Below are 19,034 nucleotides of genomic sequence, written 5' to 3' on the forward strand. Positions count from 1 at the left end.
GATGAAAGCCCAGCCGATCGCCAGCCATTTCATCGACGGCGAATATGTCGAGGATACCGACGGCACCGTCATCGAAAGCCTCTATCCGGCGACCGGCGAGGTGATCGCCCGGCTGCATGCGGCAACGCCCGCGATCGTGGAGCAGGCGATTGCGGCCGCCAAGCGCGCCCAGCCGGAATGGGCGGCCATGAGCCCGACGGCGCGCGGCCGGATCCTCAAACGCGCCGCCGATATCATGCGGGAGCGCAACCGGGAGCTTTCCGAACTGGAGACGCTGGACACGGGCAAGCCGATCCAGGAAACCATCGTCGCCGACCCGACATCGGGCGCCGACAGCTTCGAATTCTTCGGGGGTATCGCAGCGGCAGGACTCAACGGCAGCTACATCCCGCTGGGGCAGGACTTTGCCTATACGAAACGGGTGCCCTTGGGCGTCTGCGTCGGCATCGGCGCCTGGAACTATCCGCAGCAGATCGCCTGCTGGAAGGGTGCGCCGGCGCTGATCTGCGGCAATGCGATGGTTTTCAAGCCGTCCGAAAACACGCCGCTCGGGGCGCTGAAGATCGCCGAAATCCTCATCGAGGCCGGGTTGCCGAAGGGGCTCTACAACGTCATCCAGGGCGACCGGACGACCGGGCCGCTGTTGGTCAACCATCCGGATGTCGCCAAGGTGTCGCTGACCGGCTCGGTGCCGACCGGCCGCAAGGTGGCGGCGGCCGCCGCCGGCAGTTTGAAGCATGTGACGATGGAACTCGGCGGCAAGTCGCCGCTGATCGTCTTTGACGATGCCGATATCGACTCGGCGATCGGCGGGGCGATGCTCGGTAATTTTTATTCGACCGGCCAGGTCTGCTCCAACGGCACTCGCGTCTTCGTGCAGCGGAGCATCAAGGAGACATTCCTCTCCCGCCTCAAGGCACGCACCGAAAACATGGTGATCGGCGACCCGATGGACGAGGCGACCCAGATCGGCCCGATGGTCTCCTTCGACCAGCGCCAGAAGGTGATGAGCTATATCGACAAGGGCAAGGCCGAGGGTGCGACGCTCGTCACCGGTGGCGGCATCCCCAACCACGTCACCGGCGAAGGTTACTACGTGCAGCCGACCGTTTTCGCCGACGTGACCGACGAGATGACGATCGCGCGGGAAGAAATCTTCGGCCCGGTCATGTGCGTGCTCGATTTCGACGATGAGGCCGAGGTGATCGCCCGGGCCAACGGCACGGAATTCGGCCTTTCCGGCGGAGTGTTCACCTCCGATCTGACGCGCGGACATCGGGTGGCGGATCAACTCGAGGCCGGCACGCTGTGGATCAATACCTACAATCTCTGCCCGGTGGAAATCCCCTTCGGCGGTTCCAAGCAGTCGGGCTTCGGGCGCGAAAACTCGCTTGCCGCGCTGGAGCATTATTCGGAGCTGAAGACGGTCTATGTGGGTATGGGCAAGGTCGAGGCGCCGTATTGAGGTATGGCCATGAGTTCAGTCGTAATGCCTAAGCTTTGGAAGCCGTTTCGACCGTTCGTGGCGCTTCTCGATATAGAGCCAGTAGAAAAAGCCCGGCACGACGCAGATCCCGAGGCATATTTCCAAAGGCCACCCGAAGAAGACACGAAGCGGAATTGTTCCGATGATAACGAGAAGGGTAACAAATCCCCTTCTGCGACGTGCCCCGAGAATTTTCTCGAGCGGTTCCTCGGCGGGACGCGTGTCGCGATAAATATTGACCACATCTGCAGCCATCGCCTCCCGCTCGTCTTCGGCAATCTTGCGGTCATCCTCGATCCGCTTCAGGCGACGAAGAACTGTCTGACTAAAGCTCTTAGAAGCCACGAGCATGAGTCCCTTTTGAAATTTGCGGTAGAGCGCATTTATCAAAAGTTGTGTCCCTTCTCAATTCCTCGCCACCATTCAACTTCCCTGACTTCTGTGCAGAGTTAAAGAGAACCGAAAAGGGCCGTTCATGCAGAGCGCAGATTACATCATCATCGGTTCCGGCTCGGCGGGCTCGGCCATGGCCTACCGGCTGTCGGAGGACGGCAAAAATTCCGTGATCGTCATCGAGGCCGGAGGTTCCGATTTCGGGCCGTTCATCCAGATGCCGGGGGCCCTTGCCTGGCCAATGAGCATGAAGCGCTACAACTGGGGTTATCTTTCCGAACCGGAGCCGAACCTCAACAACCGCCGCATCACCGCGCCGCGGGGCAAGGTGATCGGCGGGTCGTCGTCGATCAACGGGCTCGTTTATGTGCGGGGACATGCCGAGGATTATAACCGCTGGGAGGAGCTCGGCGCGACCGGCTGGGCCTATGCGGATGTGCTGCCCTATTTCAAGCGCATGGAACATTCCCACGGCGGCGAGGAAGGCTGGCGGGGGACGGACGGACCGCTGCATGTCAAGCGCGGGCCGGTGACCAATCCGCTGTTTCACGCCTTCATCCAGGCAGGCTCCCAGGCCGGCTTCGAGATGACGCAGGATTATAACGGCTCGAAGCAGGAAGGCTTCGGGCTGATGGAGCAGACGATCCATAACGGCCGCCGCTGGTCCGCCGCCAACGCCTATCTGAAACCGGCGCTGAAGCGGAAAAATGTCGAGTTGGTCTATGGTTTTGCGCAGAAGATCGTCATCGAGAACGGCCGCGCCGTCGGCGTGGAGATTTTTCGCCGCGGCGTCAGCGAGACGATCAAGGCCAACCGCGAAGTGATCGTCTCGGCCTCCTCCTTCAACTCGCCGAAACTGCTGATGCTGTCCGGCATCGGGCCGGCGGATCACCTGAAGGAAATGGGCATCGAGGTGACGGCCGACCGTCAGGGCGTCGGCCAGAACCTGCAGGACCATATGGAATTCTATTTCCAGCAAGTCTCCACCAAGCCGGTGTCGCTTTATTCCTGGCTGCCGTGGTTCTGGCAGGGCGTCGTCGGAGCACAATGGCTGCTTTCGAAGGGCGGGCTTGGCGCGTCCAACCAGTTCGAGGCCTGCGCCTTCCTGCGCTCGAGCGCGGGGCTGAAGCAGCCGGATATCCAGTATCATTTCCTCCCCGTGGCGATTTCCTACGATGGCAAGGCGGCGGCGAAAAGCCATGGTTTCCAGGTGCATGTCGGCTACAACCTGTCGAAATCGCGCGGGAACGTGACGCTGCGATCGCCCGACCCGAAGGACGATCCGGTGATCCGCTTCAACTACATGAGCCATCCCGAAGACTGGGAGAAGTTCCGCCATTGCGTGCGGCTGACCCGCGAGATCTTTTCCCAGAAGGCGTTCGACGAGTATCGCGGGCCGGAAATCCAGCCGGGCGAACAGATCGAGACCGACGACCAGATCGATGCCTTCCTTCGCGAGCACCTGGAAAGCGCCTATCACCCCTGCGGCACCTGCCGGATGGGCCGCGCCGACGATCCTCTTGCGGTGGTCGACCCGGAATGCCGGGTGATCGGGGTCGAAAGCCTCAGGGTCGCGGACTCGTCGATCTTCCCGCATGTGACCTACGGCAACCTCAACGGCCCCTCGATCATGACCGGCGAAAAGGCGGCCGATCATATTCTCGGCAAGACGCCCCTGCCCCGCAGCAACCAGGAACCCTGGGTCAATCCGCGGGCGATGGTGAGCGATCGGTGATCAGTGGTAATCGTCTTCGCGCTGGTGGCGGACGGCAAGGATGGTGACGGTTTCGGCATCTTCTATTTCGTAAAGGGCGACGTAGCCAGCCGAGCCGAAAGGGATCACCAACTCCCTTAGAAGCGCATTTTCACCAGGGGCCTTGCGTGCGGAGAAAGGAAACTCCGCCAACCCCTCGATCGATCTAATGATGATCTCGACGGCTTTCTCCGCCGCACGGAAGTCTCGATTGAGAAGAAAACCATAGTGACGCCTGATGTCCGCTCGCGCTGCTAGTGTATAGCGGAGTAGGTAGGTCATTCGCCACGCTCAGCCCGCTTGGCCTCAAGCATAGCTCTTAGTTCGGCGTGAACCTCACCCGCGCTGTAATACTCGCCTGTCCTCTTGGCTTCTTCTCTTGAGGCAAGCCCCCTTGCGATAAACTCCGCCTGCGTCTGCCGATAGTTGATCTGAGCCCGCAACGAGTTCTCGACGAAAGCAGAAAGCGTTTCGCCCTCTTTCAACACGCTCTCGGCTGCGGCACGCAGTTCCGGATCGACGCGCAGGGAGGGAATGGTCGCCGTTTTCATGTCTTCACTCCATGCGTTGCAATTGCGATGCAGTGTGCTTCAGATGTTTGAATTAATCAAGAAGCCTACAAGAACCCGATCCATCTGCCGGCAATCACCGCGCTGATCCAGATCACGATCGAGAGGACGGCGGAAAACCGAAGTGCTGCTGTCGGCGCGTTGCCGACGAGCACCGTCCGCCACCCGGAGTTGAAATGAACCACCGCAACGTTCAGAAGGCCGAGCGCGACCAAGCCGAGCTTGGCGAGGAAAGCCGGGTTGCGGACATATTCCAGCGGCCGCACCGAGAACAGGCAGAGGCCGGTAACGATGGCAACCAGGACACCGGCGCCGGCGAGGCGTGACAGGTAGGGCGCGATCACGGCAAGCGGGACGACCGGGGCCAGGCCTAGCAGCCGGAGATCGAGCGCCAGGATGGCACCGAACAACATGCCGATGCCGAGGATATGCGCGGCGTTGACCAGAAGATAAAGCGTCGACGAGGTGATCAGCGCCCGCGCGAGCGGCGTTTCGGCAAGCGAAGCGAGGAATTCCATGCCCGCCTCAGTTGGTCTTGATGCGTTCCGGATAAATGTCGAAGGTCTTGCCGGAGACGACGATCCGGACCGCCTTCATGCGTTTTTCGCTCCGGTCTTCGGAGCGGTTGCCGGTGGCGGTGATCTGGTCGCCGACCTTGGCCTGCCCTTCGACGAAGCCGGAGCGCTGGGTCTGGTTGGGATTGCCGAGCTCGACGCGCCAGACACCGTCGTCGGCCTTCACCTCAAGTGTCGGATGCGGCGGCGCGAACGAGATCGACTGGATCGTACCCTTGAGGTCTATCTGGTCGGCCTCTGCCCAGGACCAGCCGTGATGGGCGGTGGCGGTGCCGGCGAGCAATGCGGCAATTGCGGTGCCGGCAAGAATGCGCGTGATCGAAAGGCGGGGCATGACGGCTCTCCTCTATTCCGGATCATGTGCCGGAAGATGTAGGAGCCTGCGCCGATGACCAGAGGTTTCACCGTTTCTTGAACGTCCACCCGCTGTCGACGGTCAATTGGTCGCCATCAGCGCCACGGCCCTGTCGACGATCAGGCGGTTGAGGGCGCGGTAGTCGCCGTCGAAATGGTGGCCGCCTTCGCGGGCGAGCACCTGAGAGCCGCGGATTTCCCGGACTGCCGGGCAGGCGGTGTCATTTTCCTTCAGCCCGTAGATGCACTGGATCTTGGACGGCTCGATCTCGCGAAGATCGTCGACAGGATCGCCGTATTTGCCGGTGCCGGTAAAACCGAGCCAGCCGGTCACGTCGATCTCGAAATCCGCCTGATGCGACAGCGCCAGGAGCGAGACGAGCAAGATCGCCTGCTTGTCCGCCTCCGGCAGAAGCCGGTAGGTCGCCGGCAGGACATTGGCCCCGAAGGAATAACCGATCAGCAGGACGTTATCGACGTTCCAGCGTTTGCGGTAGGACCCGATGATATGGGAAAGGTCGGCGGCGGTCTGTTCCGGGGTTCGCTCGCTCCAGAAATAGCGCAATGCATCGACGCCGACGACCGGGATGCCCTCTTCCTTCAGATAGGCGCCGAGCTGCTGGTCGATGTCGCGCCAGCCGCCGTCGCCGGAGTAGATGATCGCCATGGTGTTGTGCTTCGGCGTCGCGTGGATCGGCACGATCGGCAGATTAAGCGGCGAAGCGGACTGGGCGAGCCGCCGGACGGTGGCCGATGTGTTCTCCAGCAGGGCCGCATCTGCGCCCTCAGCCGTTTCACGGTACTCGATCGCGGGATGGGTGTTTTTCAGATCTTCCGCGTGGATGCGGCCCGCCGCGTCGGCCTCGGGGCTGAAGACGATCCGGACGGGATTGGGGAGATCGCCTTCCGTCAGACCATAGACCGTGCCGCCGGGGACGGGCGTCTTCGGCGCCGGGGTGCAGAGGATGGTTGATAGCGGGATGGTGGTCTGCGGGTCGATGGCAAGCGTCTCGGCGATCGTCGAATCCGGCGTCTGGGCGGCGATGGCCAGCGCCAGCGTGCCACCGTCGCCGATGCCTGCCACGACCGGCGGATGATAGGTGGCGATATCGGCCGAGCGGTGCAGCTGGCGTGTCACGTCTTCGATATCGGAAACCAGATAGAGGCAGTCGTCCCGCTCTTCCTCAAGCGCCGCGTAATAGTCACGGATATCCACGCCGATCACCAACGCGCCATCCCTGATCAGCGCCTCGGACGTTCGCTCCTCGCGTTCCGACCACCCCTCGCCGCCCGAAAACAGAAGGACTACTCCGGTCGCCTTGCCTTCGGGAAAGGAAATCCGGTCGGTCGGCAGGCTCTTGGCCTTCAGGGCCGGGTCGGAGGCGATATTGACGATGGCGGCGACGAACGTGATGCCTGCAAAAATGATCGGCAGAACCTTCATCTGCGAAGGATGCCCTTCAGCCCGCCGCCGATCAACATGGTAATGTCGAACATCGAAATGACCGGCATGCCACGGCCCGAGACGACGAGATAACGCGGCTGCCATTCCGGATCGAATTTATCCTTGAACAACCGCACGCCACGGAAATTGTAGAAACGCTCGCCGTTCCGGTAGATACGCTCGCCCACGTGGTTCCAGAGCGGTGCCTTGTTGTGGGTCGAAAGGCCGGCAAGCGGCGCCATGCCGAGATTGAGGGTGCGAAAGCCTGCAGCCTTCAAATGCTCCATGATCCGCACGAACAGCAGGACCATCATGCCCTGATGAGCATTCGGCAGGTGGCGCATCAGGTCGATGCAGGCGTCCCCGGCCGAGCCGGTCGAAAGGACGTTGGCGAATGCAACGATCCTGCCCTCGATGCGGATGACGCCAACCGGGCCGGCCGCCACGTATTGAGGCTGGAAGGTTCCCAGCGAAAAACCTTTTTCCGTGGCATTCTGGGCCGTCAGCCAGGCACCGGAGACGGTCCGGAGTTCATCGAGAACTGCGGGCACGTCATGTGCCTCGATCATCGAAAACTCGAGACCATCGCGAACCGCGCGGTTGACCGCGCGCCGAAGCCTGATCCGAGTACCGCCCTTGAGATCGAAATTCGAAAGATCGACCACCGCCTGTTCGCCGAGCTTATAGGGCTTCAACCCGGATTCGACGGTGAGCGGCAGGAAATCCGGGGAGACCTGATAGAAAACGGGGCGGCAGCCTGAGTTGCGGGCCTGCTCCATGAATTTGAGCGCGAGGCCCGACCAAGCGCTGCCGGGGCCGACGGGGTCGAACAACGCCACCCAGGAGCGGCCCTGCTGGGCGTACATGATAAACGCGTTGCCGCAATCGGAAAAAAGCAGCTTCTTGTCGCCGAGGCGTACAAGGCCGGCGCTCGCATTCGGCTGGGTGGCGAGAATTTCGACGGCGCGGTCCATTTCGTCGCTCGCCGGCGGCTTGCGGCAGCGCCGCGGGCGCCGCAGCCGGTTGGTGGCAAGCGTGCCGATCAACAGCGTCAGCGCCAGACCGGTCGGTGCCTGAATATCGCTGTTTGACAGAAGCAGGCCCCAGCCGAGCCTCACCAGACTTTCCTCGAGGAAAACACTCACGCCAAGGGCGGTCACGAACAGAACGAAACCAAAAGACAGGAGAATGCTCGTATCGGGGGTCAGACGGTCGATCAGCACCCTCCCCATAGAGATGGCCGATTGGGTCGACTGTTTTGCCGGCAAGCCGGAGACCGGCTCGGAGGGTTCTTCGAGGTGGGCAATGTCTGCCATAGGTTATCCGTCACGGAAATAAGCGTTAGGCCTGCATTTCGTCAGAGCTTGCGCCCAGAAGGTTCTTACCTGTTCTGTGCCAATCAACAATTGACACATATCAATTTTGAAAAACTTTCCGTGATTAAGGTAAAAACGCCACGCAATAACGGCGCGTGCACTGCGATTTCAGTGGCACTCTACATGCCACAGCGTGTAACGGGCGGCTAACGTCATCTTGAGGCTGCGGAAACGCTATTTTCGGAAAACCTTCCAGCGTGTCGGACGGAAGCGCGTTTCGCTGCCGAGCTCGATCGGCGCATGCAGCGGTACCTCCACCTCGACGTGATAGGGCGCGTGGCCGTCATTGGCGATGTCGATCTCGGCGATGCGGGTGCCGGCGAGGCGGCGGCAGGCGGTGACCTTGCCGAACAGCGCATCCGGCGCGTCGACGAGCGTCACGTCCTCCGGCCGGAAGAACAGTTCCCCTGCCCCGTCGCCCGCCTCCGCAATGCCGATCGGCTGGCCCTGGAAGAGCGTGATGCCGTCTTTCACCTCGACCGGGAGCTGCGAGGACTCGCCGATGAACGAGAAGACGAAGGGGGAGCCCGGCCGATCATAGACGTCATCGGCCGAGCCGACCTGTTCGATCTTGCCCCGGCTCATGACCACGACCCGGTCGGCAAGTTCCAGCGCCTCTTCCTGGTCATGGGTGACGAAAACGGTCGTGTGGCCGGTGCGGTCGTGGAATTCCCGCAGCCAGCGGCGCAATTCCTTGCGTACCTTGGCGTCGAGCGCACCAAAAGGCTCGTCGAGCAACAGGATGCGTGGCTCGATCGCCATGGCGCGCGCAAGTGCGACGCGCTGACGCTGGCCGCCGGACAGCTGGTTCGGATAACGCTTTTCAAGACCTCCGAGCTGGACCATCTCCAGGAGGTCCGAGACCCGGCGGCGGATTTCCGCCTTGGGCGGGCGGCTGCCGGCCGGCCGGACCTTGAGGCCGAAGCCGATATTCTCGGCGACCGTCATATGCCGGAACAGCGCATAGTGCTGGAAGACGAAACCGACATTGCGCTCCTGCACCGAATGATGCGAGGCGTCCTGATCGCCGAAGAAGATCTTGCCCGATGTCGGGAAGTCGAGGCCGGCGATCAGCCGCAGCAGCGTGGTCTTGCCGGAACCCGAGGGACCGAGCAGCGCGATCAGTTCGCCGGAGGCGATCTTCAGCGACACGTCGTTCAGCGCCGGGAAACGTTCGAATTCCTTGCGGATATTGTTGATGGTGACTTCCATCTAGTCTTGGACCTTTCAATGCCTGCCGCCGGCAGCGCCGGCACCGAACCGAAGTTCGAGAAGGGTTTTCAATGCAAGGGTGACGAGCGCCAGCAAGGCCAGCAGCGAGGCCACCGCGAAGGCCGCGACGAAGTTATACTCATTATAGAGTATCTCCACATGCAGCGGCATGGTGTTGGTGAGTCCGCGGATGTGACCCGAGACGACCGATACGGCGCCGAACTCGCCCATGGCGCGTGCGTTGCAGAGGAGCACGCCGTAGAGCAGGCCCCATTTGATGTTCGGCAGCGTCACGTACCAGAAGGTCTGCCAGCCGGATGCGCCGAGCGACAGGGCCGCTTCCTCGTCGCCGGTGCCCTGGTCCTCCATGAGCGGGATCAGCTCGCGCGCGACGAAGGGAAAGGTGACGAAGACGGTGGCGAGCACGATGCCCGGCACGGCGAACAGGATGGTGATCCCCTGGCTTTTCAGCAAAGGGCCCAGCAGGCTGCTTGAGCCGAACAGCAGCACGTAGACCAGCCCGGAAATGACGGGCGAGATCGAGAACGGCAAGTCGATCAGGGTGATCAGGAAGGATTTGCCCTTGAACTCGAACTTGGCGATCGCCCAGGCGGCGCAGAGGCCGAAGACGAGGTTGAGCGGAACCGAAATCGCCGCCACCAGAAGCGTCAGGCGGATCGCTGCCGCCGCGTCGGGTTCGATCAGAGCCTCGTAATATTCCAGCCAGCCCTTGCGGAACGCCTCGACGAAAACGGAAACCAGCGGCAGGAGCAGGAAGAAGGCGAGGAAAACCAGCGCCAGCCCGATCAGCAGGATTTTTGCAAGCGGCCGCTCGTCGGCGGGGTTCCGGAACGACGGCGATTTGCCGTGCGCGGAGCGGGAGACGTCAGACATTGCCGTATCTCCTTCGGTTCCAGGCCTGGATGAGGTTGATGATGAAGAGCATCACGAAGGAGATGATCAGCATGATGGTGGCGATCGCCGTCGCACCCGCATAGTTGAACTCCTCCAGCCGGATGACGATCAGGAGCGGAGCGATCTCCGAGACGTAAGGAATGTTGCCGGCAATGAAGATGACAGAGCCGTATTCGCCGACGCCTCTGGCGAAGGCGAGCGCAAAACCGGTGAGGATCGCCGGCGTCAATCCCGGCAGGATCACCTGCGAAATCGTCTGGAAGCGATTGGCGCCGAGCGTGGCTGCGGCCTCTTCCACCTCGCGGTCCAGTTCCTCCATGACCGGCTGCACGGTGCGCACCACGAAGGGAAGGCCGATGAAGACCAGCGCGACGACGATGCCGAGCGGCGTGAACGCGATGCGGAACGGCATGAACAGCGAACCGACCCAGCCGTTGGGTGCGTAGAGCGCTGCGAGCGCGATGCCGGCGACCGCCGTCGGTAGGGCGAACGGCAGGTCGACGATCGCATCGATCAGCCGGCGACCGGGGAAATTGTAGCGCGTCAGCACCCAGGCGACGACCACGCCGAAGACCACGTTGACCAGCGCGGCCACGAAGGCCGTGCCGAAGGATATATAAAGTGCGTCCAGCGTGCGCCGGTCGGTCAGAACGGCGAAAAACCCGCTCCAGCCGAGCCCGGCGGTGCGCCAAAGCAGGCCGGCAACGGGGATCAGGATAATCAGCGATAGGTAGGCGAGCGAAAAGCCGAGCGTCAACCCGAAACCCGGGATGATGCTCGGCTGCTTCAGTCGCCACTTTGCCGGTGAGACAGTGGCGTGGATCATTGGATATTCCGACCTTACTTACCGGGCTTGTAGATCTGGTCGAAAATGCCGCCGTCACCGAAATGTTCGGGCTGCGCCTTCTTCCAGCCGCCGAAGATGGGATCGTCGATGGTGACGAGCTTGATATTCGGCAGCGCCTTCAACAATTCCGGCTTTACCACATCGGGCTTCGAAGGACGATAGAAGTGCTTCGCCGCGATGTTCTGGCCCTCGTCGGAGTAGAGATATTGCAGATAGGCCTCCGCCTGCTTGCGGGTACCCTTGGAATCGACGGTCGCATCAACGACGGCAACCGGCGGCTCTGCAAGGATCGAAATCGGCGGAACGACGATCTCGAAGGCATCCTTGCCGAACTCGGCGCCGGCGAGATAGGCCTCGTTTTCCCAGGCGAGCAGCACGTCGCCGATCTGGCGCTGCGCGAAGGTGACCGTCGAGCCGCGGGCACCGGTATCGAGCACCGGAGCGCGCTTGTAGAGTTCGCCGACATAGGCCTTGATCTTGGCCTGGTCGCCCTTGAATTCCTCGTTCGCCCAGGCCCAGGCCGCAAGGTAGTTCCAGCGGGCGCCGCCGGAAGTCTTGGGATTGGGGGTTACGATCTGGATGTCGCCCTTCACGAGGTCGCCCCAGTTCTTGATCCCCTTCGGATTGCCCTTGCGCACAAGGAAGACGATCGTCGACGTATAGGGCGATGCGTGGTTCGGCAGGCGGTCACGCCAGCCGGCCTTGATCTTGCCGGACTTCTCGATCGCATTGATGTCGCTTTCGAGCGCCAGCGTCACGACATCGGCCTCAAGGCCGTCGATGACGGAACGGGCCTGCGCGCCGGAACCGCCATGCGACTGGCGGATCGTCACGGCCTCGCCACCCTGGGCCTTCCAGTATTTGGCGAAAGCGGCGTTGAAATCCTTGTAGAGCTCGCGGGTCGGATCGTAGGAGACGTTGAGCAGCTGGGTATCGGCAAAAGCTGGCGCGACGACCCCGACCGTCAGGGACAGGCCGAGTGCGACGGCGCCCAAACGGGCACCCAGTCGCCGGCTCAATCCCGGGGCAAAATTGAACATGAGGTTCCCTCCTGTGGTTCTGCCGAAACTCTATCGGTTGAGTCGTCTTAGTCAATCGAGGTCGGGAAGAAGGCAAAACTGTTTCCCTTTGACGGTCTGCGACGACAAAGAAACCATTAACCCTGTCGACATGGACAGAACGCCCGCGTCGGCAAACAGGCGGTTCGTAAAATCACAATCCGGCCATGATTGGGATTTTGGGGACGCGGGGGAGAATTTTCCAAGGGTTTGGAGAAACGCTACAGATGTCGGCTGACATCCATCTTCTGATGAAGAATGCGGATAATATCGATGGCGCTTTCGGAAAACCGATAGAAAACGCAATGCGCGCCGACGGTATATTTGAAATACGCCTGCCGAATATCAACCGGCCGACCGAGTTTCCGCCCTGCGGCTAATCCTTCCAGCGTTGAGATTAGCTCACCGTGGTAGCGTTCAGCCTGCTCCCAAGACCAGGTTTCAGCCGTATAATTCCAAATATCTCGAAGATCCTCTTCCGCAAGCGGTGAAAGCCTGTAACCCCGGCCCTTAGCGGCCATGGCGCTCTCGCATCCGTTTCAGAAATGCCTGATTGTCAAATGGTTGCGGCGGTCCAGACTCCTCACCGGCAATCAGGGCGTCCTGCAAGGCCTTGACCCGGGCCTCGTGTTCTTCAAGCAGGCGCAGACCCGCCCGGACGACATCGCTTGCCGAACCATAGCGACCGCTTTCGACCTGCGTGTCGATGAAAGTGGCGAAATGATCGCCGAGCGAAATGGATGTGTTTCGAGCCATACTGCCTCCTACCCGCCATTATACCAAATTTTGGTACATCGCCAAGCTGGAAGCAATACTCAAGCCGTCAGCAATTCCCTGACCGGTGCCTTGGTGTCGCCGGCGCCTTCGATGGCATCGGCGATCGTGGTGTTGAACAGCACGTCGCGGGTCGCGTCGGCGACGCGGGCGAAGACGTGGCGGATTTCGCACAGGTGCTCGCCGTCGCAATCCTCGCATTTGCGGTAGGCGGTCTGCGACAGGCAGGGCAGCGGCGCGATCGGGCCATCGACCAGGCGCAGGACTTCGCCGAAGGTGATGGCATCGGCGGGTTTCAGGAGAAGATATCCGCCCTGCTTGCCGCGACGGGAAACGACGATGCCGGAACGTTTGAGGTCGAGCAGGATCTGTTCCAGAAATTTCTTCGGAATGCTCTGCTGGAGGGCAATCTCGGAAATCAGCATCGGCGCCTCGGGATCGGCCTGCGCCAGGGCAGCCAGGGCCCGAAGGGCGTATTTCGCTTTCTGGGATATCATCACGCAACCATCGACAATAGCGCCGCCGCGAGGCGAATGGTCCTCACGGCGCCGCTCACTTAAGCTTCGTTCGGGGCATCCACGGGGCCGCCGGAAGGGCGCTCAGGGGCTGCATATCCGCCAGGGGAAACAGCGCCCCGGAGACATGTTCCCGCAATATCTCAAATCACGAGAAAATACAAACCAATGCAGGGGTTTCCGGGGATTAAACCGGTCACTTTTGGTTAAGGCGGCAGGTTTTCTGTGTGAGCGCCGCTTTGGAGAGATATTTGCTCCGCATCATCATGGGAAGAAACGCGTTTTCCTGTCCTTGCGCGCGTGGAATCTGAATAATCAAGCAATCGCTCACGGAAGAAGACCCATGACATTGCACGACGCCGCCGGCCGGGACCGTCTGGAACTGGCCGCCACACTCGACGCAAAGCTTGAAAACCTCGACCTTGCCGGCCGTCTGGCGCTTGCCGCCGAACTCGGCCACGCCGTCTTCACCACCTCGCTCGGCATCGAGGACCAGGTGATAACAGCCGCGATCGGCACGCACCGCCTGCCCGTCGAAGTCTCGACGCTCGAAACCGGGCGGCTGTTCCAGGAAACTGTCGATCTGATCGGCGAGACCGAGGAACGCTACGGTATCGAGATCCGACGCTTTCGGCCGGATCAGGACGACGTGGATGAATACGCGGCGAAATACGGACTGAACGGCTTCTACGACAGCGTCGAGGCCCGCCACGCCTGCTGCCATGTGCGCAAGCTGAAGCCTCTTGCCAAGGCTCTGGCCGGCGCCGAGGTCTGGATCACCGGCCTTCGCCGCGGCCAGTCGGGCAATCGCGCCACGACGCCGTTCGCCGAATACGACGCCGAGCGCAACCTGATCAAGATCAACCCGCTCGCCGACTGGGACATCGAGACGATCAACGCCCATGTGGCTGCGGAGGCGATCCCGGTCAACCCGCTGCACAAGCGCGGTTATCCTTCGATCGGCTGCGAGCCCTGTACCCGCGCCATCAAGCCCGGCGAGCCTGAGCGCGCCGGCCGCTGGTGGTGGGAAAACGACGAGAAGCGCGAATGCGGCCTGCATGTGCCGGAAAACGCCTCAGTCGCAGAGCCCGCGCCCCAGGCGAACTGAAGCCACACGTGTTTGTATCCAGAGACTAGCCGGAGACCGAAATGCCCTTGTCAGTACAGGAAACGGAAGTGAAGAACCCGCCCGTTTCCAGACCGCCGCTCGATCCGCATCTGAAGGCCCTCGAAAACGAAGCGATCCACATCTTTCGCGAAGTGGCGGCGGAATTCGAAAATCCGGTGATGCTTTATTCGATCGGCAAGGACTCCTCCGTCCTGCTGCATCTCGCCCGCAAGGCCTTTTACCCCGGCCGCGTCCCCTTCCCGCTCCTGCACGTGGATACGACGTGGAAGTTCAGGGAGATGATCGAGTTCCGCGACCAGATCGCCGAGAAATACGATCTCGACCTCGTGGTCCACACCAATCCGCGCGGCGCCGAGGAAGGCATCACGCCGTTCTCCCACGGTTCGGCGCTCTATACCGACATCATGAAGACCGAGGCGCTGCGCCAGGCGCTCGATGCCGGCGGCTACGACGCGGCCTTCGGCGGCGCGCGGCGCGACGAGGAGGCCTCCCGCGCTAAGGAACGCATCTATTCGTTCCGCACCCCGGACCATAAATGGGACCCGCGCAACCAGCGCCCGGAGCTTTGGAACGTCTATAACGGCATGGTCCGCAAGGGCGAAAGCGTGCGCGCCTTCCCGCTCTCCAACTGGACGGAAGTCGACATCTGGCGCTACATCCAGGCGGAGGACATCCCGCTCGTGCCGCTCTATTACGCCGCCGAACGCCCTTATGTGGAGCGCGACGGGATGATGATCCTTGCCGAGGATCCGCGGCTTGAACTCAAGCCCGGCGAAACCGTGCAGCGGGGCATGATCCGGTTCCGCACGCTCGGCTGCTTCCCGCTGACCGGCGCCCTCCACTCGACCGCCTCCAACCTTGAAGAGGTGATCGCCGAGCTCGAGATCGCCACAGTTTCCGAACGCCAGGGCCGCGCCATCGACCGCGACCAGTCAGGCTCGATGGAAAAGAAGAAGCGCGAAGGATATTTTTGAGATGACCGCAACAGCAACCTCGCCCTCCGCGACCATCCTGCCCTTCGCAGAACCCCTGAAGGCAGTGCGCGACACCCGCCCGCTGCGCCTCATCACCTGCGGCTCGGTCGATGACGGCAAGTCGACGCTGATCGGCCGCCTGCTCTGGGACACCAAGGCGGTCAAGGAAGACCAGGCGGCGACGCTTGCCCGTGACTCGGGCGGTCAGAACGACCTCGGCCTGCCGGACTTCGCCCTGCTGCTCGACGGCCTGCAGGCCGAGCGCGAACAGGGCATCACGATCGACGTCGCCTATCGCTATTTCTCGACCGACCGGCGCTCGTTCATCGTCGCCGACACGCCCGGCCATGAGCAATATACCCGCAACATGGCGACCGGGGCCTCGACCGCCGATCTCGCCATCCTGCTTGCCGACGCCCGCGCCGGTCTTCTGGAGCAGACCCGCCGGCATGCAACGATCGCCGCCCTGATGGGCATCCGGCAGTTCGTGCTCGCGGTCAACAAGATCGACCTCGTCCACTACGACAAGGCTGTGTTCGACAGGATCTCCCACGATTTCCGCGAATTCGCGCTGTCGCTCGGCGTGCGCCAGATCACCGCCATCCCGATGTCGGCCTTGAAGGGCGAAAACGTCGTTTATCCGGCCGACACCTCGATGCCCTGGTATGACGGCCCGACGCTGGTCGAGGCGCTGGAGCTGGCGACCGTGCGCTCCACCCAGGCCGGTGGTTTTCGCCTGCCGGTGCAGCGTGTCGTGCGTCCCGGCGAGAGTTTTCGCGGATATCAGGGAACTGTCGCGGGCGGCTCGGTGAAGCCGGGCGACTCGGTGGTCGTCCTGCCCTCCGGCACCGTCGCCAATGTCAGCCGGATCGTCACCTTCGACCTGGTGCGCAACGCAGCCGTCGCAGGCGACGCGATCACGTTGGTCCTCGACCGGCAGGTGGATATCGCGCGCGGCGACGTGATCGTCTCGCTCGACGGCCAGCCGATGACCGGCCACCATTTCGACGCCCAGCTGGTGTCGCTGCAGCCGGGCGGCATCGAACCCGGAAAACGCTACTGGCTGAAGAGCGGTTCGCGCCGCCAGCGCGTCGTGGTCGAGCCGATCAGCCAGCTCGAGCTTGCGACCGGCAAATGGCAGCCGCATGCCTCGACGCTGGCGATGAACGCGATCGGCAAGGTGCGCCTCTCCTTCGAGGAACTGGCGGTCTTTGACGCCTACGACCAGAACCGCTCCACCGGTGCCTTCATCCTGATCGATCCGGATACCCTGAACACGGTTGCGGGTGGCATGATCACCGCCAAGCGCGGCGAGGTTGGCGGTATCCATCGTGGCCAAGGGGGCGAAGGCCAGCGTGTCGTGCTGTCGCTGCCGGCCGATCTCGCCGAACAGCTGATGGCAAGCGAACTCTTCGCCAACCGGCGCGACGAAACCGAGATCAAGCGGATGACCGCCAAGCAGGCAGCGGAGCTGTTCTCCAACGCCGGCGGCGACATCTGATCGTTTCGATCGGCGGGAAATAGAAAGGGGGCCGGAAGGTCCCTTTTTTCGTTGCCAGCCCCCGTCAGGCGATCGGCCGCGTCGAACCGCGCTGGATGAGATCGAACGGCAGCTGGATCACCCGGCTCGGCAGGCATTCGCCGCTGACGGCCCGGATTATAAGATCCGCGGCACGATAGCCCATTTGGAAACGCGGCACGCGGATCGTCGTCAGCCTCGGTTCGGCGCAGAGCGCGAAATCCAGGTCGTTATAGCCGCAGATTCCAAAATCGTCCGGCACGCGCAGGCCCGCCCTTTGCGCCTCGAACAGCGCGCCGAGCGCAAGATCGTCGTTCTGGCAGAATACCGCGTCGACATCGGGGTCCGTTGCCAGCAGCCGCTTGAAGAGGTCGCAGCCGAGCTGCATGCTCGTTTGCTTGTGCTCGCTCATGACGAGGCCCGGATCGTAGAGGCCGGCCTCCTGCATGGCCAGCGCATAACCATCATGCCGCCTCTGCGCGCGGAGATCGCGGCTGCCGCCGATCAGGCCGATACGGCGATATCCGCAGGCGAGTAGATGGCGCGTCGCAGTCTCGGCCGCCTCGCGGTGATTGATGCCGACCGCGATACCCGAGGGCAGCAGGTTGAGATCGACGATCTGAACCACCGGGCACGGCGCGAGCGCAAGCAGACCGCCGACGCGCTGGTCCTGCAATCCCGTCAGGAGGATGCCGGCCGGATGCTGTGACAGGAAAAGCTTGACCTGACGGTATTCCTGATCCGGATCGTGGTTGGTGTTGGCATATTGGATGCGCAGATCCGTATCGCGCAATCGTTCCTCGATGCCACTCATGATGCCGAGAAAAGCATGATTGGTCAGCGCCGGCGCCAGAACCCCGATAGTGCCGTTGTGGCGGCTTGCGAGCGCCCGGGCGGCCAGATCGGGCACATAGCCCATCTGCTCCACCTGACGGAGGATCTTCTGCCGAAGCGGCTCGGACACCTTTTCCGGTTCGCGCAGGGCGCGGGAAACGGTGATCGAACTGATCCCGAGAACGTTTGCGACGTCAAGCAGGGTCACCCGTTCCGATCTGGCGCGTCTAGGCGGCATGCGTTCTGCGGCCCTCTCTCCTGCCAAGCAGGCTACCACCCGAAGCAGTTTCTGGGCGGGGAGGCCTTTCGACAAGTTGCACGTTCCCGCCGCCATGATGCCGCAACGGCATGTCCGGACCTAATATAATTTCGTCCTGTCAAAGCGTGGGTTGTGGATAAGACCGATCTAAAGCAGCAATCCCGATGTATTCGGCCATGCGGTGGGTCCGCTGGACTACGGTTTTACGGGGAAAGCTTTTCGGGAGAGCGAAATCTCTTGGGAAGCCAAGGATCGGCTGGTCGGAGTGGAGTGATTCGAACACTCGACCCCCACGTCCCGAACGTGGTGCGCTACCAGACTGCGCTACACTCCGTGACCAGCGGCGCCTCTATAGACCAGCATTTTTCATTGCACAAGCGCCGCTCATGAAAAATATGCGACAGCGTCTTGATCGCCGGCACACCGGTTCCGGAAAGGCGGAAAACCAAGGCGTTGCAAAAAAGCGGCGCAGGATAAATTTGATGTCGATGGGCGCTCATCGCCTCGCGAAGCCTGACAAAAATCTGTTACGTGCAGTCTCGAAAGCCTTGCCTCCCAGGCACAACAGAAGACATGAAGGATTTTTGAGAATCATGAGCCGCCGCGTCATCGCATCGACTGCCCTTTTCGCGCTCGCCCTTTCGGCCTGCACCACCGTCAGCGTTGCCAGCAACCCCATCGAAAGCCGCTGGGTGGGTCACTCGGCCGGCGAGTTCTTCGCGAAATTCAGCCCGCCGATCAGCGATATCGACGAGGGCTCCACGACCGTCTACACTTGGCGTGGCGGCTATAACCGCATCAAGCAGCAGGGCGGCCGCACGGCCAGCGTCAGCTGCACGGCCAAGATCACCGTCTCCTCCAGCTACGTGATCCGCGACATCACCATCATCTCCGATCGTCCGGGCGCCAACGGCCCGAGCTATTGCACGGAACTGCTGACCGCCAGCTGAGCCGGGCAAGCCCGCGCAAGCGGACGACATCAGTCATGAAAGCCGCCGGCCGCCGCCCGACAGGGTGAAGGCCGGCGCTGTTTTTGAATGCACCGCAG

General features: G+C 62.1%; 21 protein-coding genes and 1 tRNA gene. 6 read left to right on the plus strand and 16 right to left on the minus strand.

All coding sequences use genetic code 11. The features are described from left to right. Nucleotide 1: 1 nt before the first annotated feature. Nucleotides 2-1,465: a betaine-aldehyde dehydrogenase gene (betB, locus tag ABCW43_RS06485; protein WP_345922623.1), complete on the plus strand. Its 1,464-nt coding sequence runs from the start codon at nucleotides 2-4 to the stop codon at nucleotides 1,463-1,465. Between the two features lie 15 nt (nucleotides 1,466-1,480). Here betB and ABCW43_RS06490 read toward each other — a convergent pair whose 3' ends face one another. Continuing rightward, nucleotides 1,481-1,876 carry a hypothetical protein gene (locus tag ABCW43_RS06490; protein ID WP_345922624.1) on the minus strand — a complete coding sequence of 132 codons (396 nt, stop codon included), beginning with the start codon at nucleotides 1,874-1,876 and terminating at the stop codon, nucleotides 1,481-1,483. Between the two features lie 85 nt (nucleotides 1,877-1,961). Here ABCW43_RS06490 and betA point away from each other — a divergent pair, with 85 nt between their 5' ends. After that, on the plus strand, nucleotides 1,962-3,614 hold the full coding sequence (betA, locus tag ABCW43_RS06495) for a choline dehydrogenase (protein ID WP_345922625.1): 1,653 nt from the start codon (nucleotides 1,962-1,964) through the stop codon (nucleotides 3,612-3,614). Here the strand turns inward: betA and ABCW43_RS06500 are convergent, their stop codons facing one another. The 13 genes from ABCW43_RS06500 to ABCW43_RS06560 form a co-directional block, all read right to left on the minus strand. Further along, nucleotides 3,615-3,914, minus strand: coding sequence for a type II toxin-antitoxin system RelE/ParE family toxin (locus ABCW43_RS06500; RefSeq protein ID WP_345922626.1), 300 nt, complete (start codon nucleotides 3,912-3,914; stop codon nucleotides 3,615-3,617). It abuts the gene before it with no gap. After that, complete coding sequence (locus ABCW43_RS06505) at nucleotides 3,911-4,183, minus strand: YlcI/YnfO family protein (protein ID WP_345922627.1); 273 nt, start codon at nucleotides 4,181-4,183, stop codon at nucleotides 3,911-3,913. Before ABCW43_RS06505 ends, ABCW43_RS06500 begins: the two co-directional genes overlap by 4 nt. Nucleotides 4,184-4,248: 65 nt before the next feature. Beyond that, a complete protein-coding gene (locus ABCW43_RS06510; RefSeq protein ID WP_345922628.1) occupies nucleotides 4,249-4,719 on the minus strand; it encodes a DUF6644 family protein in 471 nt (156 codons plus the stop codon). A gap of 7 nt (nucleotides 4,720-4,726) precedes the next feature. Then, the gene (locus tag ABCW43_RS06515) at nucleotides 4,727-5,110 is read right to left on the minus strand and encodes a DUF6152 family protein (RefSeq protein WP_345922629.1); all 384 of its coding nucleotides are present in this window, start codon (nucleotides 5,108-5,110) and stop codon (nucleotides 4,727-4,729) included. Between the two features lie 102 nt (nucleotides 5,111-5,212). Continuing rightward, the gene (locus ABCW43_RS06520; protein WP_345922630.1) at nucleotides 5,213-6,574 is read right to left on the minus strand and encodes an AcvB/VirJ family lysyl-phosphatidylglycerol hydrolase; all 1,362 of its coding nucleotides are present in this window, start codon (nucleotides 6,572-6,574) and stop codon (nucleotides 5,213-5,215) included. Further along, nucleotides 6,571-7,890 (minus strand): phosphatidylglycerol lysyltransferase domain-containing protein, encoded by a 1,320-nt coding sequence (locus tag ABCW43_RS06525; RefSeq protein WP_345922631.1) that lies wholly within the window; start codon nucleotides 7,888-7,890, stop codon nucleotides 6,571-6,573. The genes ABCW43_RS06520 and ABCW43_RS06525 overlap by 4 nt, the downstream gene beginning before the upstream one ends. A 234-nt stretch (nucleotides 7,891-8,124) precedes the next feature. Next, on the minus strand, nucleotides 8,125-9,162 hold the full coding sequence (locus tag ABCW43_RS06530) for a sulfate/molybdate ABC transporter ATP-binding protein (protein WP_345922632.1): 1,038 nt from the start codon (nucleotides 9,160-9,162) through the stop codon (nucleotides 8,125-8,127). Between the two features lie 15 nt (nucleotides 9,163-9,177). Next, nucleotides 9,178-10,056 carry a sulfate ABC transporter permease subunit CysW gene (cysW, locus tag ABCW43_RS06535; protein ID WP_345922633.1) on the minus strand — a complete coding sequence of 293 codons (879 nt, stop codon included), beginning with the start codon at nucleotides 10,054-10,056 and terminating at the stop codon, nucleotides 9,178-9,180. Beyond that, nucleotides 10,049-10,903: a sulfate ABC transporter permease subunit CysT gene (cysT, locus tag ABCW43_RS06540; protein WP_345922634.1), complete on the minus strand. Its 855-nt coding sequence runs from the start codon at nucleotides 10,901-10,903 to the stop codon at nucleotides 10,049-10,051. The genes cysW and cysT overlap by 8 nt, the downstream gene beginning before the upstream one ends. Nucleotides 10,904-10,917: 14 nt before the next feature. Continuing rightward, a complete protein-coding gene (locus ABCW43_RS06545) occupies nucleotides 10,918-11,964 on the minus strand; it encodes a sulfate ABC transporter substrate-binding protein (protein WP_345922635.1) in 1,047 nt (348 codons plus the stop codon). Nucleotides 11,965-12,203: 239 nt separating this feature from the next. Next, nucleotides 12,204-12,503, minus strand: coding sequence for a type II toxin-antitoxin system RelE/ParE family toxin (locus ABCW43_RS06550; RefSeq protein WP_345922636.1), 300 nt, complete (start codon nucleotides 12,501-12,503; stop codon nucleotides 12,204-12,206). Beyond that, nucleotides 12,493-12,738 carry a type II toxin-antitoxin system ParD family antitoxin gene (locus tag ABCW43_RS06555; protein WP_345922637.1) on the minus strand — a complete coding sequence of 82 codons (246 nt, stop codon included), beginning with the start codon at nucleotides 12,736-12,738 and terminating at the stop codon, nucleotides 12,493-12,495. Before ABCW43_RS06555 ends, ABCW43_RS06550 begins: the two co-directional genes overlap by 11 nt. A 59-nt stretch (nucleotides 12,739-12,797) precedes the next feature. Further along, nucleotides 12,798-13,253 (minus strand): RrF2 family transcriptional regulator, encoded by a 456-nt coding sequence (locus ABCW43_RS06560; RefSeq protein ID WP_345922638.1) that lies wholly within the window; start codon nucleotides 13,251-13,253, stop codon nucleotides 12,798-12,800. Between the two features lie 361 nt (nucleotides 13,254-13,614). On the opposite strand from ABCW43_RS06560, the gene ABCW43_RS06565 reads away from it, so the two are divergent. The 3 genes from ABCW43_RS06565 to cysN are packed head-to-tail and all read left to right on the plus strand — an operon-like array spanning nucleotide 13,615 to nucleotide 16,875. Next, nucleotides 13,615-14,379 carry a phosphoadenylyl-sulfate reductase gene (locus tag ABCW43_RS06565; protein ID WP_345922639.1) on the plus strand — a complete coding sequence of 255 codons (765 nt, stop codon included), beginning with the start codon at nucleotides 13,615-13,617 and terminating at the stop codon, nucleotides 14,377-14,379. Between the two features lie 41 nt (nucleotides 14,380-14,420). Beyond that, the gene (gene cysD / locus ABCW43_RS06570) at nucleotides 14,421-15,374 is read left to right on the plus strand and encodes a sulfate adenylyltransferase subunit CysD (protein WP_345922640.1); all 954 of its coding nucleotides are present in this window, start codon (nucleotides 14,421-14,423) and stop codon (nucleotides 15,372-15,374) included. A gap of 1 nt (nucleotide 15,375) precedes the next feature. Further along, a complete protein-coding gene (cysN, locus tag ABCW43_RS06575) occupies nucleotides 15,376-16,875 on the plus strand; it encodes a sulfate adenylyltransferase subunit CysN (protein WP_345922641.1) in 1,500 nt (499 codons plus the stop codon). Between the two features lie 64 nt (nucleotides 16,876-16,939). Here cysN and ABCW43_RS06580 read toward each other — a convergent pair whose 3' ends face one another. Further along, nucleotides 16,940-17,965, minus strand: coding sequence for a LacI family DNA-binding transcriptional regulator (locus ABCW43_RS06580; protein WP_345922642.1), 1,026 nt, complete (start codon nucleotides 17,963-17,965; stop codon nucleotides 16,940-16,942). Nucleotides 17,966-18,243: 278 nt separating this feature from the next. After that, nucleotides 18,244-18,320: transfer RNA gene (locus tag ABCW43_RS06585), tRNA-Pro, on the minus strand. Nucleotides 18,321-18,579: 259 nt separating this feature from the next. Between ABCW43_RS06585 and ABCW43_RS06590 the strand changes: the two genes are divergently transcribed. After that, on the plus strand, nucleotides 18,580-18,936 hold the full coding sequence (locus ABCW43_RS06590) for a hypothetical protein (protein ID WP_046607127.1): 357 nt from the start codon (nucleotides 18,580-18,582) through the stop codon (nucleotides 18,934-18,936). The last annotated feature ends 98 nt before the right edge of the window (nucleotides 18,937-19,034 follow it).

Source organism: Neorhizobium tunisiense, assembly GCF_039631515.1.
GTDB lineage: Bacteria > Pseudomonadota > Alphaproteobacteria > Rhizobiales > Rhizobiaceae > Neorhizobium.

Excerpts from the sequence above, each read along its gene's own strand:
- cysN (WP_345922641.1), top strand. The coding sequence starts at position 15,376 with ATGACCGCAACAGCAACCTCGCCCTCCGCGACCATCCTGCCCTTCGCA.
- cysW (WP_345922633.1), bottom strand. The coding sequence starts at position 10,056 with ATGTCTGACGTCTCCCGCTCCGCGCACGGCAAATCGCCGTCGTTCCGG.
- betA (WP_345922625.1), top strand. The coding sequence starts at position 1,962 with ATGCAGAGCGCAGATTACATCATCATCGGTTCCGGCTCGGCGGGCTCG.
- ABCW43_RS06510 (WP_345922628.1), bottom strand. The coding sequence starts at position 4,719 with ATGGAATTCCTCGCTTCGCTTGCCGAAACGCCGCTCGCGCGGGCGCTG.
- ABCW43_RS06505 (WP_345922627.1), bottom strand. The coding sequence starts at position 4,183 with ATGAAAACGGCGACCATTCCCTCCCTGCGCGTCGATCCGGAACTGCGT.
- ABCW43_RS06500 (WP_345922626.1), bottom strand. The coding sequence starts at position 3,914 with ATGACCTACCTACTCCGCTATACACTAGCAGCGCGAGCGGACATCAGG.
- ABCW43_RS06525 (WP_345922631.1), bottom strand. The coding sequence starts at position 7,890 with ATGGCAGACATTGCCCACCTCGAAGAACCCTCCGAGCCGGTCTCCGGC.
- ABCW43_RS06520 (WP_345922630.1), bottom strand. The coding sequence starts at position 6,574 with ATGAAGGTTCTGCCGATCATTTTTGCAGGCATCACGTTCGTCGCCGCC.
- ABCW43_RS06580 (WP_345922642.1), bottom strand. The coding sequence starts at position 17,965 with ATGCCGCCTAGACGCGCCAGATCGGAACGGGTGACCCTGCTTGACGTC.
- ABCW43_RS06590 (WP_046607127.1), top strand. The coding sequence starts at position 18,580 with ATGAGCCGCCGCGTCATCGCATCGACTGCCCTTTTCGCGCTCGCCCTT.
- cysT (WP_345922634.1), bottom strand. The coding sequence starts at position 10,903 with ATGATCCACGCCACTGTCTCACCGGCAAAGTGGCGACTGAAGCAGCCG.
- ABCW43_RS06545 (WP_345922635.1), bottom strand. The coding sequence starts at position 11,964 with ATGTTCAATTTTGCCCCGGGATTGAGCCGGCGACTGGGTGCCCGTTTG.
- cysD (WP_345922640.1), top strand. The coding sequence starts at position 14,421 with ATGCCCTTGTCAGTACAGGAAACGGAAGTGAAGAACCCGCCCGTTTCC.
- ABCW43_RS06555 (WP_345922637.1), bottom strand. The coding sequence starts at position 12,738 with ATGGCTCGAAACACATCCATTTCGCTCGGCGATCATTTCGCCACTTTC.
- ABCW43_RS06565 (WP_345922639.1), top strand. The coding sequence starts at position 13,615 with ATGACATTGCACGACGCCGCCGGCCGGGACCGTCTGGAACTGGCCGCC.
- ABCW43_RS06530 (WP_345922632.1), bottom strand. The coding sequence starts at position 9,162 with ATGGAAGTCACCATCAACAATATCCGCAAGGAATTCGAACGTTTCCCG.
- ABCW43_RS06515 (WP_345922629.1), bottom strand. The coding sequence starts at position 5,110 with ATGCCCCGCCTTTCGATCACGCGCATTCTTGCCGGCACCGCAATTGCC.
- betB (WP_345922623.1), top strand. The coding sequence starts at position 2 with ATGAAAGCCCAGCCGATCGCCAGCCATTTCATCGACGGCGAATATGTC.
- ABCW43_RS06560 (WP_345922638.1), bottom strand. The coding sequence starts at position 13,253 with ATGATATCCCAGAAAGCGAAATACGCCCTTCGGGCCCTGGCTGCCCTG.
- ABCW43_RS06550 (WP_345922636.1), bottom strand. The coding sequence starts at position 12,503 with ATGGCCGCTAAGGGCCGGGGTTACAGGCTTTCACCGCTTGCGGAAGAG.